Annotated in this window: 8 protein-coding genes; 7 read left to right on the top strand and 1 reads right to left on the bottom strand. The window is 42.0% G+C overall.

Going from position 1 to position 15,820, the window contains the following annotated elements; all coding sequences use genetic code 11:
- The first annotated feature begins 12 nt into the window (after positions 1 to 12).
- The 4 genes from Gromo_RS00645 to Gromo_RS00630 all read left to right on the top strand — a co-directional run bounded on the left by Gromo_RS00645 (position 13) and on the right by Gromo_RS00630 (position 5,475).
- Positions 13 to 1,611 (top strand): hypothetical protein, encoded by a 1,599-nt coding sequence (locus Gromo_RS00645; protein WP_231159046.1) that lies wholly within the window; start codon positions 13 to 15, stop codon positions 1,609 to 1,611.
- A gap of 204 nt (positions 1,612 to 1,815) precedes the next feature.
- The gene (locus Gromo_RS00640) at positions 1,816 to 3,459 is read left to right on the top strand and encodes a hypothetical protein (protein ID WP_231159045.1); all 1,644 of its coding nucleotides are present in this window, start codon (positions 1,816 to 1,818) and stop codon (positions 3,457 to 3,459) included.
- A gap of 448 nt (positions 3,460 to 3,907) precedes the next feature.
- Positions 3,908 to 4,537: a hypothetical protein gene (locus Gromo_RS00635; RefSeq protein ID WP_231159044.1), complete on the top strand. Its 630-nt coding sequence runs from the start codon at positions 3,908 to 3,910 to the stop codon at positions 4,535 to 4,537.
- Positions 4,538 to 4,710: 173 nt separating this feature from the next.
- Positions 4,711 to 5,475, top strand: coding sequence for a hypothetical protein (locus tag Gromo_RS00630; protein ID WP_231159043.1), 765 nt, complete (start codon positions 4,711 to 4,713; stop codon positions 5,473 to 5,475).
- 91 nt (positions 5,476 to 5,566) lie between these two features.
- Here the strand turns inward: Gromo_RS00630 and Gromo_RS00625 are convergent, their stop codons facing one another.
- Entirely contained in the window at positions 5,567 to 6,496 is a 930-nt protein-coding gene (locus Gromo_RS00625; RefSeq protein ID WP_231159042.1) for an RluA family pseudouridine synthase, read from the bottom strand.
- Between the two features lie 275 nt (positions 6,497 to 6,771).
- Between Gromo_RS00625 and Gromo_RS00620 the strand changes: the two genes are divergently transcribed.
- From Gromo_RS00620 to Gromo_RS00610, 3 genes are all read left to right on the top strand, one after another.
- Positions 6,772 to 7,587 (top strand): hypothetical protein, encoded by an 816-nt coding sequence (locus Gromo_RS00620; RefSeq protein WP_231159041.1) that lies wholly within the window; start codon positions 6,772 to 6,774, stop codon positions 7,585 to 7,587.
- A gap of 256 nt (positions 7,588 to 7,843) precedes the next feature.
- Positions 7,844 to 11,134, top strand: a complete 3,291-nt coding sequence (locus Gromo_RS00615; RefSeq protein ID WP_231159040.1) for a coiled-coil domain-containing protein — start codon at positions 7,844 to 7,846, stop codon at positions 11,132 to 11,134.
- A 125-nt stretch (positions 11,135 to 11,259) separates the two neighbouring features.
- A complete protein-coding gene (locus Gromo_RS00610; protein WP_231159039.1) occupies positions 11,260 to 15,756 on the top strand; it encodes a hypothetical protein in 4,497 nt (1,498 codons plus the stop codon).
- The last annotated feature ends 64 nt before the right edge of the window (positions 15,757 to 15,820 follow it).

The raw sequence follows: 15,820 nt of genomic DNA, 5'->3' as shown, positions 1-15,820 counted from the left end.
TGAATACAGTATATGAATATTTTTTTGAGAAATTTTTTATGTTTGAGTGTGTGTTTTGGTGTTGGAAGTGTTAGTGTGTTAGCTTCAAATCGACCGGATGGGGGGCAGTTTTGTCCGGAAGCGCAGGTGCAGCAGGCGGGTTGTCAGCAGTCGATTTCGCATGTTAATGATCCTCGTCCGCAGACGCCTCAGCAGGGTTATCGGCAGCCTGCTCAGCCTCAGCAGACGCCTCCGCAGGGTTATCAGCAGCAATCGCAGGCGCGGCAGGTGCAAGGACAGCCTCCGCTTCTGTTGTACCCTAGTCCTTATTTTTTTGGTCATCTTGTATCTGCAGAGGCGTTTCAATCGCTTACTCATAAGAAGCCTGATATGTCTCCTGTGGCGCAAGTGAATAGTGCTGGAGAGGTTGAGCGTCTGCAGCCTCAGCAGGTTTATCAACAGCCTCAGCAGGGTTATCAGCAGGTTTATCAGCAGCAGCCTCAGCAGGTTTATCAGCAGGTTTATCAGCAGCCTCAGCAGGGTTATCAGCAGGTTTATCAGCAGCCTCAGCAGGTTTATCAGCAGGTTTATCAGCAGCCTCAGCAGGTTTATCAGCAGGTTTATCAGCAGCCTCAGCAGGGTTATCAGCAGGTTTATCAGCAGCCTCAGCAGGGTTATCCGCAGCAGCCTCAGCAGGTTTATCAGCAGACGCCTCCGCAGGGTTATCAGCAGCCTGCTCAGCCTCAGCAGCCGGTTCCGCAGGGTTATCAGCAGCCTGAGCAGAGGGCGCAGTTTGAGTGGCAGCCACAAGCTAGTAAGTATAAGCAGCAAAAACGATATGTGCAGCCAGTTGATGTTCAGTTGCCTAATCAAAACATCGAGTTAAGTGGTCCGTTCCATTCTTGTGTGGATTCTGATGGTTATGGCATGATGTGTTGTCCTTCCTCATATACTCCTCCTCGTATTTATTCTCTGCCTGTTGCTGAGACGAATCCTTTTGATTTGTTAAAAATCGCTCAAAATTCTAAGGATCATGTTCAGTTTTTTGAAAAAATGAACGCATACTATAATGGCTTAAAAAATGGAAAGAGATTTTTGGGTGCGTATCTTGGTCAGGTGACATTTGCAAATTCTACGACATTACTTACACCATCTATTCTTGTTTGTGCAGGAAAATATATTATGCCTGTAAATATACATGTTGGTTATAATATTAATGGCTCGCCATGTTATGATAGTTTTTATGTGTATTTGGATAAGTCTGATGAGCCTTTGTATTATGAGTGGCTGAGTAGATGGGTAGACATACAAAATGCATCAATCCAACAACCTGGACAGGTTAAATTCGATGAGTTGGAGGCGCTGCCACTTACTTGTTCAACTGGTTTTGTGATTTTGTATCATTATCCGTTTATTTGTGCGCAGCAGCCATCTACGCAGCAGCTGGCGCAAATTCCTAATGGAACACTTTCGCTGCAGTATGTGCCGCCGTCGCTGTCGCCGTCTCTGCCGCCTAAGTCGGGTACTATAGATGCGCAGTATCAGGTACCGTATGTGCAGCAGCGTCAGACTATCATGTCTCAGGGGTATCTATTGCAGCAGAATATCACTCCATCTGCGCAGCAATCGTGAGTGATAAGTGGATTGCATCAACTTGAACGCATGTAGATGACTTTATTACAAATAAATATTTTGTCTGGTCTAAGTTTAATACATGATAATAGCTAAAACCTGAATGTGTGAGAAAGAATATTGTGAATGATTAAATTTTGTAAATGATTGATTTATAGTGTTTACTATATTAGACTTTCAGTGATTTTTTTTTGAATACAGTATATGAATGTTTTTTTGAGAAATTTTTTATGTTTGAGTGTGTGTTTTGGTGTTGGAAGTGTTAGTGTGTTAGCTGCTCCTCCTATTCCTTGTTCAAATCCGCCGCAGCCGCAGGAGTTGTGTTCGATCATTGAGAAACCTGTTTGGTATATGCCCGTGACGAATTATAAAGCGCACTTTCCTGATGGCACTAGGACTGGTAAAGTTCCATATGATTATAGGGATCCTCTGTGTTTTGTGGATATATTGCGGCAGCTGGGTCATGTGCCGAATAATTGGTCGGTGCAGCCTGAGCAGGTTTATCAGCAGCCTGAGCAGAGGGCGCAGTTTGAGTGGCAGCCACAAGCTAGTAAGTATAAGCAGCAAAAACGATATGTGCAGCCAGTTGATGTTCAGTTGCCTAATCAAAACATCGAGTTAAGTGGTCCTTTCCATTCTTGTGTGGATTCTGATGGTTATGGCATGATGTGTTGTCCTTCCTCATATACTCCTCCTCGTATTTATTCTCTGCCTGTTGCTGAGACGAATCCTTTTGATTTGTTAAAAATCGCTCAAAATTCTAAGGATCATGTTCAGTTTTTTGAAAAAATGAACGCATACTATAATGGCTTAAAAAATGGAAAGAGATTTTTGGGTGCGTATCTTGGTCAGGTGACATTTGCAAATTCTACGACATTACTTACACCATCTATTCTTGTTTGTGCAGGAAAATATATTATGCCTGTAAATATACATGTTGGTTATAATATTAATGGCTCGCCATGTTATGATAGTTTTTATGTGTATTTGGATAAGTCTGATGAGCCTTTGTATTATGAGTGGCTGAGTAGATGGGTAGACATACAAAATGCATCAGAGCAACAATTTGGACATCTTAAATTGCATGAGTTGGAGGCGCTGCCACTTACTTGTTATTTTATGATAGCTTATGGGGTGAAACAACAACAGCCGACAGTAGAATACTCGAGTGGTATTATAAAACCACAGATCGTTAATAATATACGAAATTTCTTTGCCAAACAGGAGCTGGGCAATGTTAATGAAAGGCAAATCAAACAACCATTTAAATATCAAACTCAAGCCAATGCTCAGGCAGGAAATGATGGAAGTTCAGGATATAAAGTGCAACAAACTCAACAACACTCACAACAAAACAGGGGTCATCCACCTGCGTCGCCATCTGCGCAGCAATTGTCGTCGCAGAATCGTCAATCATCGTTGCCATATGTGTCGTATGAGCATCAGCAGAAATCTTCGTATGTCCAGCCAGGTCAGGCGCAGTACGTCAGTAGTAATAAAGAAGAAGCAGAATGTATTCGGATCTTGGTAGACTGTCTTGGATCATGGGAAAAAGATTTCAAAAATTGTAAACGAATGGATCTAAAGAAACGAAATGAAAATTTAGGTAGGATTGGGAGAGATATTGGTTATGTTTTCCACGTGGCTCCTGTTAAATTTCAAGAACGGATTAAACAATTGCTGATAGATATTGAGCAGGGTCAGCAGGCGGGACAGCAGCAGCAAGATCGGCAAAATCAGCTACGTGCGCAGCGGCAAAATCAGAAAAATCAGGTACGTGCGCCGCAGTTTAACGCTGAAAATGGTCATGAAATGCAAGAAATCCGACGACGTTGGAGCATTTCGTAATCGTAAAATGTTCGCATAAACTCTATAAATTTCCTTTGATTCAAGGTTCATAATGCGGAGAAAATTAACTCAAAGAAGGAGGATGCAAGTTTTATAGTCATGGAGTGAAAATTTGGTAGTATATTTAATCTTAGCCATCTCTCGCGTAGTATGAATTCTGATCTATGGGTGCATGAGATCTTATGGTAGTATAATAAAAAAATGGTGAAAAAAACTTGTAAATAGAAAAAGTTTTGTTGATATATAAAATATTTCTTGGTTTAATTGATTAATTAATGACTTCGATTAAGGTTCTATTATTATATTATGAATTTTTCATGTGAGTTTGATCAAAATTTAATATAATTCTTTATGCCATGATATTTTGATTTGTTCTTGATCTAAAATATTTATTTACAAAATATTTATTTTATAGTAAGATTTTTTATGAATTATTAATATTTGATTTATGTGTTCATATAAATTGTTGTTTGGTGTTATTTTTTGTCTGCATTTTGTTGCTAATAATATTGAATCTAATGCTGCACTTAATGAAAGTGTTTGTTCTAGTTGTAGTACAGATGATGAGTTTCGTGCAAATAATGATTGGACTGTTCTTAATGAGTTATATAATTCGAATGTTCGTCGTCCTCGTGTGCCTATTTCGCCTTATAGATTACCTCCAGTTGATTTTTTGAACGTATGTGTTGAGCGTCAAAGTAATGTTCCTAGACGTATTGATATTGATACTGGTAGTTTATTTAAGAGATGTGATGAGGCTATTAAAAAGTCTAATGAATTATTATCTGAGATTAGTAAAACTGATATTGAAAGCTTGAATTGGAAGGTTAATTGTGCTTACATAAGAACCCAATGTCTTATCGATAAGTCTAATATAGCACTTTCTAAACCTATATCATATGGAGTTGTAAATAAAATTCCATCTGTTACAAAGTTGTCTTCTAGTGCATTTGGTGGTGGTAAGGGCTGCTCTCCTTCTAGTGCATTTGGTGGCAAGGTATTAGATAAAACAGGGACTATTGATAGTAATAAAGTTGTAAATAAAACCTCTTCTCTTGTTAAAAAACTTGTATTTTGATAAATCTTTACATTATATTTTTGTTATTAACCTATGAGGTTAAATCAACGTTAGTGCTGACTTTTGTCTTTTGAATTTTTATCCGTTCTCATAGAGTAATGTTCATTCGTTAGTAAAATATTGATATTATTTATTTGATGATAATGGTAATGGCTTATTCTTATTTAATATTTATGAATAATAATTATACAAAATTTATATGTATTCTTGTTAGCTTTATTTGTTTTGTTCCTTTTCAATTTGTTAATTCAGATGCGGAATTGTCTCAAAATGTTGATTTTAATGATTCCTCAGACAATCTGAGATTGAGATATTTTGAGCATTGGAATAATAAAATTATGGAACATTATAAGAGTGAAAGAATTACTTTTGATATTTTTTCTGAATTGAATAAAACACTTGAGTCTCTTAAGGCTTCTTATAGTGCAATTGATATAAGGTCTTTATCGATATCTATTGAAGCCAAGATGGAGTACTATATTTTTCTCTCTAACATTAATATCAAGTCAGGTTATCTTGGTGTTGATCAAATTATTACTTCTGCAGATATTGAAAATCTTGAAATTTTGATGCAAAAAGTTTGGGCCAGTGGACGATCTGAAGATTATGATGCATTTAACTATTATCGTATGCAAATGAAATGGAATTTGTTATCTCAGGCAAGGCCTTTTAATTGCAGTAATATTACAGATAGTATTGAAGATTCGACAGATGATGAGATTAATGTTTTTTGTGATAGTGATTATAATTCTGATAATGTTAGTCTTGCGAATTTTGATCATATGTCAAATAAAGAAGATAATTATATCAATACTCAGCTATTGACTGATAGCGATAGTAATTCTAGTAAAATTGAGTCTTATAACAAGAGTTTCTTTGGCATGATAAAGGATAAAGTTGTTTCTTTTTTTAATAAATTGTGTAGTTTTTTTAGTTAAACTACTATACCATTTTTGTTTTGTGAGTTTCTGTAGATTTATCAATATGATTGTGAAGGAAATAAATATTCAGTGATAATTATTATCTTCATCAGAATTCTGCTTCAGCTGTGAATCTTGACATTTCATCAAATGAGATTGATGAGAAGCTAATTTCGCAGCAATGAAGTAGCATTCGCTCATTTCGTGAAGTGTTTTTCTCGTCATAGTATTTTTTGTCTCCTAATATTGGATGATTTATGAATAGCATGTGGCTCCTGAGTTGATGTTTTCTTCCTGTGATTGGAAATAAATTTACTCGTGTGTATGTTTCTTTTTCTTTGTTTAATCGTTCAATTACTTCAAGTTTGGTGATTGCGATTTGCCCATCTGTGAGAGGTGAATCTAAATCTTGAGTGAAATTTGTATCATCTATTGATCTTGATATCATGAGTTCACCCCATTTTCCTGATATTTTTTGCATTATTGTTTGAATTGTTATGCTGTTTTTTCTTACGTTTCCGTGAATTATTGCTTGATATTTTTTGAATACTCTTCTTTCTCTAAATTCTTTTGATATTAACGATGCATATTCTGCATTTTTCGCAAAAATGATGACTCCACTCGTATCTTTATCCAGTCGATGAGTGATATATGCTCTTTTCCCTATAGATTGTGAGATTACTTCTACAAGTGAGAGTTTGATATTTGTACCGCCTTGAGTAGAAATTCCTGACTTTTTATTTACAACTATAATATTGTCATTTTCATATAATTTATCAAAATATCTATGAGTATTTTTGATTGTATTCGCAGTTTTTTTTTCATTTGAATCGTAAAATTTATTAACTAATCCTGAGTAAAGCGATATTTCATCATTCTCATTTACAATAGAACTAAATTTGCATTTTTTTCCATTAATTAGAATATCTTTTTCTCTAATTGCACGAAATATTTCTGACTGTGGAATGAAACTGTAATGACTTTTGATCCATCTTAGTATTTTTGAAATATTATTGCATTTGTGAATTAAAAATTTCATTGAGAGTAGTTTTTTATGATGATATCATGAGTTTTGTGCCAATGACGACTGATTTTTTATATAAAAATTATAGCACTGAACTTTATTATGCAAACAATGAAAATATAAATGAGATTGACTAAATATAACAGATGAATAAAAAGATAACAATAACGAATGTGATTTGATTGATTGGAACAGAATCTAGAGTAATAAAATTGAGAAATCTTAATTAAGATATTGCATTAATTTTTTGTTACTGGTAAATTTATACACTTATACATTTAATTTAGTTTGTGAAAAAGATATTTGTTCCACTTTTATGTTTGATTTCTTGTCAGTTTTATATCTCATCGAAGAATGCGTCGACGGAAGCAATGTTACCTATAGATCAACAACTTCAGCAGAATCAGCAGCAGCAATTTGATGAGAAGGATACTTTGTATATCGCTAAGTTGAAGGAGTTGAATGATACCTATCAGCAGCGATTTGATGAGAAGTGTGCTTGGTATATTGGTGAGTTGAAGGCGATGGATGAGCAATATTCCGATTGGAAAGCTCAGAAAGAGGCCGAGCATCAGCATGAGTTGGATAAAAAGTCTAATGATTATATGGTTGGGTTGAAGGCGATGGAGGGGGACTATTCCGCTTGGAAAGTTCAGAAAGATGCCCAGTTGAAGGAGTTGAATGATAACTATCAGCAGCGATTTGATGAGAAGTGTGCTTGGTATATTGATGAGTTGAAGGCGATGGCTGCTAAATATTCCGATTGGAAAGCTCAGAAAGAGGCCGAGCATCAGCATGAGTTGGATAAAAAGTCTAATGATTATATGGTTGGGTTGAAGGCGATGGAGGGGGACTATTCCGCTTGGAAAGTTCAGAAAGATGCCCAGTTGAAGGAGTTGAATGATAACTATCAGCAGCGATTTGATGAGAAGTGTGCTTGGTATATCCGTGAATTGAAGGCGATGGCTGCTAAATATTCCGATTGGAAAGCTCAGAAAGAGGCCGAGCATCAGCATGAGTTGGATAAAAAGTCTAATGATTATATGGTTGGGTTGAAGGCGATGGCTGAGCAATATTCTGCTTGGAAAGCTCAGAAAGATGCCTAGTATCAGCAGGCGTTGGATAAAAAGTCTAAAGTCTAATGATTATATGGTTGGGTTGAAGAATATGTTGAACCCACGATAAGAGATATTTATCGCAAAAGTAATTCTTGGATTTGCAGTTAACGAATATGATCATTTGGTCAATCGTAAACATAGTGTCTATTTTGTAATAAATTCAGACATTTTTTTAGTTTTTTTACTTATTGCATTAATTTTTTATTACTGGTAAATTTATACACTTATACATTTAATTTAGTTTGTGAAAAAGGTATTTATTCCACTATTATGTTTGATTTCTTATCAGTTTCATCTTTCGTCGAAGAATGGGTCGACGGAAGCAGTGCCGTATGTGAATAATGTTTATAGTCCGCCATTTGGTGGATGGAATCCGGTTGGGCCGTATGGAGCAGCTGCTTACTCTTATGGGAAGCCGGTTGGCTCCGTAAATGGTGCAGCTCCTGGCTATAATCCTCAGAAGCAGGCTGCTCCAGGTGGGGTCCATATAAATCTGGTTAAGGTTCAGCCATCGCAATTGGATGCTACGCAAAAGTATTTGAATGCTCAGCGTGGATATGATCCAGAAGATATTATTCGTAATTTGCAGCAACAACTTGCTGAAAAAGATCGAAAGATTAAAGATATTACTCATTTGTTCAGTGTGAGAAATGTGCAGAGGCCTTTGTTGAAAGATTTGCTTGTGTACATTGCAGATTTGAATAACACTGATAACTTGACGGATCTGCAATCTGAATTAAAGGCATTGATCACTTCGATTGATGAGTTAAGAGATGTCGCTGATAATGATAGTTTGTCTAAAATACAGAAAGAGTTAAAACAAAAGGTTGCGTACTTCAAGTCGGGTCATAGGATGGATAGTTTGAAGGAATTGCAAGCCTCTAAGTTACTTAGTCAGTACAGGGCTTATGAGAGGGATGCGCAGAGGGTAAAGGAGAGTGAGCACGAGGTCATATCATTGATGGTGGAGAATGCAGAGTTGCAGTGTAGGTTGAAGAAGATTAATGCTTTGCATGCTGATGAAGAGAATATTGCGAAATTGAGGACTCTTTCTCATGCTGCGTGGCAGGCTTTGTATGAAGCGCAGCGGCGCTATGATGTTGAGAACGAGCCTTTGAAGGTGGAGATCGAGTGCTTGAAGGCGCGTTTGGATGAAGATAAAGGATCCTTGCCCCGTCTTGAGAATGCTATTGCAAGGAATCGTGTAGTGTATGATGATGGGACTGAAGACCCTGATATAGATTATCTGAAGCGCGCTCAACGTAGGATTGAACATTTTGAGTGGTGTTACAGCCAAGCGTTGAAAAAGTTGAATGCTAACATGAAGCGCCAGAAAGCTGAGATTCAACCTTTGAAGTATGCTCACATCCAAGCGAGCAATGATTTGAATGCTGCGATGCATAAGACTGCGAAGATGAAAAAGACAGATGAGAGTAGTATGTATGCGGTGAACGCTGAGTTGGCACAGGAGAACCGCTTGTTGAAGGCGAAATTGAAGGCGAAGGATGAAGAGATCGCGCGATTGAATGCGAGTAACGCGCAATTACAGACTCAGAACGATAAGTTGAAGGCGGGTGCGGATAGACAGAAGTTTTTCAATCAATTGTCCAATGAGAACGCTCTGTTATGTCGTGTATTATCTCAGAAGTATGATGAGATCAAGCAGTTGAAGCAGCAGATACAGCAGTTGCAGCAGCAGATACAGCAGTTGCAGCAGTTGCAGCAGGAGAACGAGCAGTTGAATGATCAATTTAAGAGGCCGGCTCTTATTTTGTTTAATAAATTGCAAGCTGCTTCTATAGATCTCCGTGAGCAGTTGCAGAAACAGCAGGAACAGGCTTTGGAGCAGTTGCAGAAACAGCAGAAAGAGGTTTTGGATGAGAACGATATTTTACACAAGCAGATATTTGCTTTGTCTAAGCAGCTGGAGGATGATTTGCAGAAGCAGAAAGAGGTTTTGCAGCAGCAGATGAGTGATTTGGAGCAGCAGCAGGAACAGGTTTTGCAGAAGCAGAAAGAGGCTTTGCAGCGGCAGGAACAGGTTTTGCAGCAGCGGCAGGAACAGGTTTTGCAGCAGCAGGAACAGGTTTTGCAGAAGCAGAAAGAGGCTTTGCAGCAGCGGCAGGAACAGGCTTTGGAGCAGTTGCAGAAACAGCAGGAACAGGCTTTGGAGCAGCAGAAAGAGGCTTTGCAAGAATGGCACGATTTGCAGCAGCAGGAACAGGTTTTGCAGCAGCAGGAACAGGTTTTGCAGCAGAAGCAGAAAGAGGCTTTGCAGAAGCAGGAACAGGTTTTGCAGCAGCAGCAGGAACAGGTTTTGCAGCAGCAGGAACAGGTTTTGCAGCAGCAGGAACAGGTTTTGCAGCAGAAGCAGAAAGAGGCTTTGCAGCAGCAGGAACAGGCTTTGGAGCAGCAGCAGGAACAGGTTTTGCAGCAGCACCAGAAAGAAATTTTAGAACAGAAGATGTGTGAGTTGCATGGTAATCAGGTGCGTTTTTTGACTAGTCAGATAACAACTGTGAATGATCGGATATATGATTTGCAGAAGGAGTATAATGAGAATTTGAAGCAGAAAAAGTTGAATCAGGAAGAGTCTTTGGGGGATCAACAATTTTTGGAGCAGAGTAATTTGTGTCGTGAGTTGAAAAAGTATCTTGAGTTTTGGGAGCAGCAGCAGAATTTGTATGAGCAGATATATTATTTGAAGACAAACATAAATGATTGCGAGCAGAAATTGCAGCAAAAGCGGCAAGGTTTGCAGAAGAAAAATCCTTCGGAGCAGGTTGATTTGCAGAATCATTCCATGCTTACTTTGTATAACAAGATGATGTACTTGCAGAATGCTTTGTATTATATGGAGAGGATGGACTTGCAGGCTTTGTTTGATAGTCAATTGAATAGACAGGATAAATTAGAGAATGAATTGAGGCTTATTATGAATCCGAATTCGAATAATCTGCTTGCTTATTTTACAGAGAATGTTGCATCTATTTCGTCTGAATGTAGAGCACAATTGGAAAGAAAGAAGGCGCAATATGAAGCAGAATTGGCAAGCAAGAAGGCGCAATATACAGTAGAATTCGACAGAAAGGGTATACAATTAGGACAATATATGCAAGGAGATCCTATGGACGCTGATCGTATAAATCTGGTTTGTCTGCGATTTGATACTCCATATCCGTTTTTGCAAAAATTTTGCTTTTTCTGTGATGAACTGTTATCTAATGCAAATTATATTCATTGTTTTAGAACAGATAATACTTTTTATAATGATTTTTATCGTGCGTTGTGTAATGCATTTAATGATTTTTTTAGTATTATTAATGAGGTTGTGTTGTCCATTCCCAAGAATAATTATAGGCAATTGTTGTTTCAACTGTTGCTAAAGAGAAAAAATGATATTATTGTTCGTTTGGATAATTTAAAGCTTGTGCAGTCGTTCGAAGGTTCAATGGGTAAGCAGCCGAATTTCATTGATCATGAAGAAAGTAGATTTTTTTATACACCACAATTAAACCGTGACTCAAATAAATAAGGTTCAGAATATTGAGTAGGATTAGAGTTTAGCTCAATATGAGTTTTCTCAGGGGAATTCAATAAGATATTGCATTAACTTTTTATTACTGGTAAATTCATACACTCATACATTTAATTTAGTTTGTGAAAAAGGTATTTATTCCACTATTATGTTTGATTTCTTATCAGTTTCATCTTTCGTCGAAGAATGGGTCGACGGAAGCAGTGCCGTATGTGAATAATGTTTATAGTCCGCCATTTGGTGGATGGAAGCCGGTTGGCTCCGTAAATGGAGCAGCTCCTGGCTATGGGGGGCCTGTTGGGCCGTATGGAGCAGCTCCGGGTTATGTGGGGAAGGTTGGCTCCGTAAATGGAGCAGCTCCTGGCTATGGGGGGGCGGTTGGGCCGTATGGAGCAGCTCCGGGTTATGTGGGGAAGGTTGGCTCCGTAAATGGTGCAGCTCCTGGCTATAATCCTCAGAAGCAGGCTGCTCCAGGTGGGGTCCATATAAATCTTCTTAAGGTTCAGAATCGGCAATTGGATGCTACGCAAAAGTATTTGAATGGTCAGCGTGGATATGATCCAGAAGATATTATTCGTAATTTGCAGCAACAACTTGCTGAAAAAGATCGAAAGATGCTCGTGTTGCAGAATCAGAACCAGATGTTGAATCATAAGCAGCAAGAGCAGTTGAAGGATATCGATTTTGTTATTCGTAACTTTAAGGAGATTGATGCACAGAACAAATCTCTTGCATTGCGGAACGAAAGATTGCAGACAGAGTTGAGCGAGCAGTTGAAGTCTCATGGCACTTCTTCGAATGTTCGGCAGAATGCGGCATTGCGTGATCGGTTGGGTGCTGAGAACGAGCAGTTGCAGGAAGCTCATCAGCAGATCGGGCAGTTGGAGATGGTGGTCGATGACTTGAAGTCTATGCACGAGATCTTGCAGCAGCAGAACGAGCAGTTGAAGAAGCAGTTGGCGGCGGAGCAGCAGATCGATCAGTTGAAGGAGGCGGAGGAGGAGATCGGGCAGTTGAAGCAGCAGAACGTGCGGTTGCAGCAGCAGATCGGGCAGTTGATGGGGCATAACAGAGAGTTGGAGCAGCAGGCTCAGCAGCAGTTGGTGGCGGAGCAGAACGTGCGGTTGCAGCAGCAGATCGGGCAGTTGAGGCAGCAGATCGATCAGTTGAAGGCGGCGGAGGACGAGAACAACGGGGCTCAGCAGCAGAACGAGCAGTTGGAGGCTCAGTTGAATGCGGCGGTGCAGGAGATCGGGCTGTTGAAGCAGCAGAACGAGCAGTTGCAGGAAGCTCAGCAGCGGATCAGGCAGTTGGAGATGGTGGTCGATGACTTGAAGTCTATGCACGATATCTTGCAGCAGCAGAACGAGCAGTTGAAGAAGCAGTTGGCGGCGGAGCAGCAGATCGATCAGTTGAAGGAGGCGGAGGAGGAGATCGGGCAGTTGAAGCAGCAGAACGTGCGGTTGCAGCAGCAGATCGGGCAGTTGATGGGGCATAACAGAGAGTTGGAGCAGCAGGCTCAGCAGCAGTTGGTGGCGGAGCAGAACGTGCGGTTGCAGCAGCAGATCGGGCAGTTGAGGCAGCAGATCGATCAGTTGAAGCAAGAGAACAATGGGTTGAATGAGCAGTTGAAGCAGCAGAACGAGCAGTTGAAGAAGCAGATCGAGCAGTTGCAGCAGCAGATCGATCAGTTGAAGGCGGCGGAGGAGGAGATCGTGCGGTTGCAGCAGCAGTTGGTGGCGAAGGAGAACGAGCAGTTGACGCTGGCTCAGCGGAAGGCGGCGGAGGACGAGAACAACGGGGCTCAGCAGCAGAACGAGCGGTTGGAGGCTCAGTTGAATGCGGCGGGGCAGCAGAACGCGGAGTTGAAGGAGCAGTTGAAGAATGCGGAGGAGGAGATCGTGCGGTTGAAGCAGCAGATCGAGCAGTTGAAGGAGGAGAACGCGGGGTTGAAGAAGGCGGCGGAGAACAACGGGGCTCAGCAGCAGTTGGCGGAGCAGAACGAGCAGTTGAAGAAGCAGTTGGCGGCGGAGCAGCAGAACGCGCAGTTGAATGAGGTGGCGGGGCAGAACGAGCGGTTGCAGCAGCAGTTGAGGCTGGTTCAGCAGCAGATCGAGCAATTGCAGCAGTTGGCGGAGCAGAACAAGTGGTTGCAGCAGCAGTTGGCGGAGCAGATCGAGCAGTTGCAGCAGCAGTTGACGCTGGCGTATGATAACGTGCCGTTGCAGCAGCACGCGGCGGAGGATGAGAACAACGGGGCTCAGCAGCAGAACGAGCAGTTGAATGAGGCGGCGGATGAGAACTGGCGGTTGCAGCAGCAGTTGAGGCTGGTTCAGCAGCAGATCGAGCAATTGCAGCAGTTGGCGGAGGAGATCGGGCAGTTGAGGCTGGCTCAGCAGCAGTTGGTGGAGCAGAACGAGCAGTTGGCGGAGGAGATCGGGCAGTTGAAGCAGCACGCGGCGGCGGATGAGAACAACGGGGCTCAGCAGCAGATCGAGCAGTTGAGGCTGGCTCAGCAGCAGTTGGCGGAGCAGATCGTGCCGTTGCCGGCGCGGTTGACGCTGGCTCAGCAGCAGTTGGCGGAGCAGAACGAGCGGTTGGAGGAGGAGATCGGGCAGTTGATGGGGCATAACAGAGAGTTGCAGCAGCAGGCTCAGCAGCAGATCGAGCGGTTGCAGCAAGAGAACGCGCAGTTGCGGGATAAGATTGCTCCTTTGGAGGCTGATATTGATTATTTCCAGTTTCAGCAGGAGCAGTGTCAGGAGGTGCAGGATCAGATTGTTAATTTGAATGCTCAGCACCAGATCGGGCGGTTGATGGGGCATAACAGAGAGTTGGAGCAGCGCGCGGCGGAGGAGATCGAGCAGTTGGTGGCTCAGTTGAATGAGGCGGTGCAGGCTCGGATTGATGTTTTGCAGGGTGAGGTTGCTAATTTGAAGGCTCAGTTGAATCAGCCGGTGCGGTATGAGATTGTTCGGTTGCAGGATGACATTGATATTTTGCACTCCCAGTTGACGGGTCAGCAGGATCAGCAGGCGGTGCAGGCGGTGCAGGCTCGGATTGATAAGTTGCAGGGTGAGGTTGTTAAATTACATGGTCAATTGGATCCGAAGCTGGTGAATAAGATTGCTGATTTGCAGCATGATCAGATTCCTCATTTGAATGCTCAGTTGAATGCCCCGCTGCAGGATCGGATTGCTCGGTTGCTGGAGGTTGAGGTTGAGAGGGATCGGTTGAAGCAGCGGATCGAGCGGTTGGAGGCTCGGTTGAATGCGGCGGTGCAGGCTCGGATTGATGAGTTGGAGGGTGAGGTTGCTAGTTTGAAGGGTCAGTTGGAACCGGTGGTGTGGAATGAGATTGTTCGGTTGCAGAAGGAGCAGCATGATATTGTTCAGTTGCAGAATCAGCTGAATCACCAGGCTCGGATTGATGAGTTGGAGGCTCAGATTCTTAAATTGCATGGTAAATTGGATCAGGATCTGGTGGATCAGATTGCTAATTTGCAGCAGAATCAGATTCCTGATTTGCAGGCTCAGTTGAATCAGTCGGTGGAGGATCGGATTGTTCGGTTGCTGGGTGTTGAGGTTGAGAATGCTCGGTTGGAGGCTCGGTTGAATGTGACGGTGCAGGCTCGGATTCTTGATTTGCGGCGTCACATGGCTCATTTGAAGGCTCAGTTGAATCAGGAGGTGCAGAATAAGATTGCTGGTTTGCAGGAGGAGATTGCTGATTTGCACTCCCAGTTGACGGGTCAGCAGAATCAGCAGGAGCAGGGTCAGCAGGAGGAGGAGCAGGGTCAGCAGGAGCAGCAGGAGCAGCAGGAGGAGCAGCAGGCGGTGCGGGCTCGGATTGATGAGTTGCAGGGTAAGGTTATTGAATTGAATGATCAATTGGATCAGGGTCTGGTGAATCAGATTGGTAATTTGCAGAATCAGATTGATTATTTGAAGGTTCAGTTGAATGATCCGCTGCATGGTCGGATTGTTCGGATGCTGGCTCAGTTGAATACGAATGTGGACCATGGTATTACTGCATTCAGGCGTCAGTTAAATAGTTACCATGAGCAGCGTCACGAAGCGGTGTTGCCGGAGGTTCAGGAGGTTCAGGAGGAGTTGTTTGAGGAGATCGATCAGTCGCAGAATGTGGCTCAGCAGCAGATCGAGCCGTTTACGACAGAGAACGATCAGTTGCAGCAGCAGTTGACGCTGGCTCAGCAGCAATTGCCGGATCTGGAGCAGATCGAGCAGTTGAAGGCTCAGTTGAATGCGGCGGTGCAGGAGGAGATTGATCGCTTGCAGGCTCGGATTGATGAGTTGCGGGCTCAGCAGGAGCAGGGTCAGCAGGAGCATGAGGATGAGGGTCAGCAGGGTCAGCAGGATGAGGATGATGGTCAGCAGGTTCAGCAGGATGAGGATGAGGAGAGTGAGATTGATCAGTTGCAGCGTCAGCTTGATTATTTGAAGGTTCAGTTGAATGATCCGCTGCAGGCTCGGATTGCTCGGTTGCTGGAGGAGAATGTTCAGTTGAAGGGTCATATTGATGACTTGGAGGCTGAGCTTGCTCAGCGGAAGCAGCAGAATGTCTATGAGCTAAGGACGATTCAAGTTGATGAGGTATGAGTTTAATTGAGTTGAACATTCTTCTGAAATTTCTGAATATCTTGAAGAATGTATGAGTTATAGC

It is taken from the genome of Candidatus Gromoviella agglomerans (assembly GCF_021065005.1).
Lineage (GTDB): Bacteria > Pseudomonadota > Alphaproteobacteria > CAJXXZ01.
Note: the sequence above shows the minus strand (reverse complement) of the source record. Positions and strands in the feature narration are given on the sequence as shown.